This is a genomic window from Clostridium gallinarum, assembly GCF_014836325.1.
Classification (GTDB): domain Bacteria; phylum Bacillota; class Clostridia; order Clostridiales; family Clostridiaceae; genus Clostridium; species Clostridium gallinarum.
Map to the genome: position 1 here is coordinate 1 of NZ_JACSQZ010000121.1, position 2183 is coordinate 2183.

At 24.1% G+C, this 2183-nt stretch carries 2 protein-coding genes; one reads left to right on the forward strand and one right to left on the reverse strand.

The window, feature by feature from the left end; genetic code table 11:
- The first annotated feature begins 309 nt into the window (after positions 1–309).
- Entirely contained in the window at positions 310–1245 is a 936-nt protein-coding gene (locus H9660_RS16055; protein ID WP_191751374.1) for a GNAT family N-acetyltransferase, read from the forward strand.
- 64 nt (positions 1246–1309) lie between these two features.
- Here the strand turns inward: H9660_RS16055 and H9660_RS16060 are convergent, their stop codons facing one another.
- Positions 1310–1837 (reverse strand): PTS sugar transporter subunit IIA, encoded by a 528-nt coding sequence (locus tag H9660_RS16060; protein ID WP_191751375.1) that lies wholly within the window; start codon positions 1835–1837, stop codon positions 1310–1312.
- Positions 1838–2183 lie beyond the last annotated feature (346 nt).

Below are 2183 nucleotides of genomic sequence, written 5' to 3' on the forward strand. Positions count from 1 at the left end.
CTTTAGAATCTTTAGAAGGTTTTTTAGAGTCTAAATTAATTGTAGAAATAATAATGATAAGTAATAAGATTAAAAATAAAAACTTAATAAATTTTATAAACTTTTTTCTCTTTTTTAAAAATTTTAAAAGTAGCATAAGATCTCCTAAACTATTAGTAATATTAAAATATATGAAGATAAGTGTTAATTAATGAAGGATATAATCTTTTAGGAATTCATTAATTAGTGATGATAAGATATTGTGTAAATACTAGTTTTATCGGTATAATATAAATGATAGTAAACACATTCAATTTAGGAGATTATATTATGAGTGAAATTAAAGAAGTAATTATAGAGCTTGTTAAAGGAAGTCTTAATGAATATATAATTAAGGATAAAGATAATATCTTTATTGGTAGGTTTACTATAGTTGAACTAGATAAGAAAAATAAAAAGTGTAATTTAAAATTAAAATTTTTTAAAGAGAATAAGCAGAATTTATTAAGAGAAACAGTAATAAATATATTAAGAGCAGTATTTAAGGATAGTACAATATATAAAGTTAATATTTTAGTAGATGAGAATATTAATTATAAGGTATTTTTAGATTTAGGATTTACCTTAGAAGGGATATTTACTGAAAATATTTTCTTAAATGGAGTATTCTTAGATGAACTTAGTTTTGGTATTAATAGATTTGAATTTAATAGTAAACAAAGAAATTATATTGTGAAATTAAAAAGCAAAAATTTAATTTTAAAAAGTTTTACTCCTGATTGTACAGAGGAGTTATTGGATTATTATAAGAGAAATAAAGAGCACTTAAAAGATTATGAACCTACTCGTGATAATAGTTTTTATACTTATGAAGCTCAAAAGGAATTAATAATTGAAAGTTATAAAAATCTTATGAGTGGAACGGGTATTGATTTAGGAATTTATAAGGCTGATAAATTGATTGGAAAAATAAAGATATCAAATATAGTTTATGGAGTTTTTAAAAGTGGAATTGTAGGATATTCTATTGATGAGGAATACCAAGGGAAAGGATATATGCAAGAAGCTTTAAAAGTCGTTTTAAAATATGCAGAAGAGGAACTTGAGCTTCATAGATTAGAAGCATCAGTTTTAACTGATAATATTAAATCAAAATCGGTTTTATTAAAGTGTGGTTTTAAAGAAATTGGTGTAAATGAAAAATATCTATTCATAAATGGAGCTTGGAGAGATCATATTACATTTTATAAGATATTGGATAGATAATATATAATTGAAAAAAATAAAAAACAGCCGGAATATGGCTGTTTTTTTATTTTAAGTAATTTTATTATACTTCAAATTTAACTACAACAGTTTCGCCTGCAACCACTTCTCCACTTTCAACTGGAGTTATAGATTTAGCAGCATCAACGTTAGTTATTAAAACAGGAGTAGCTAATGATAATCCCTTACTTAATATAACATCTTTATTTACTTTTAATAAAGGAGTACCAGCTTTTACTCTTGTTCCTTGCTCAATTAGTTGTTCAAAACCTTCTCCTTCAAGAGAAACAGTATCTAAACCTACGTGAATAAGTAACTCTAATCCATTATCTAAAGTCATAGCAATAGCATGCTTTGTTTTGAATACTAAAGTCACTTCTCCATCAGCAGGAGCAACTACAGTATCTCCTTCAATTAAAATAGCCATTCCATCGCCAGCTAACTTTTCAGAAAAAACTGGATCTGGAACTTCTGATAAAGGAATAGCTTTACCTGAAATTGGTGCAAGAAGTGCATTTGGGTTAACTGGTGTGTTAACAACTTCTTCTTTTTTAGAATTTGAGTTGAATAAATTTTTGAAAAAATTAAACATAGTATTTCCTGTATAAACAGGAATTCACATCCTTTCTATTGAAAATTTAATCAAATGCAATATATTATAGTATTTATTAAATTTATATAATAAATACATAAGCATAAGTGTTAACTAAAAATAAAAGGCATAAGTCCTATTTATCAATTGGACTTATGCCTGATTAAACAGTAACACGTCTAGTATGATTATATATACATTTATTAAGAATTGTCAATAAAATTAATATAAAAAACAATTAAATTTGTCGTATTTTAGATAATAAGTAAAAAATAAGTTTTACTTTAATAAAATATGATCTATTAAATGATAATAAAAAAATATTACTTAATATTATATATAGTAT

Coding starts and splice junctions, on each gene's coding strand:
- H9660_RS16055 (WP_191751374.1), top strand. CDS start 310: ATGAGTGAAATTAAAGAAGTAATTATAGAGCTTGTTAAAGGAAGTCTT.
- H9660_RS16060 (WP_191751375.1), bottom strand. CDS start 1,837: ATGTTTAATTTTTTCAAAAATTTATTCAACTCAAATTCTAAAAAAGAA.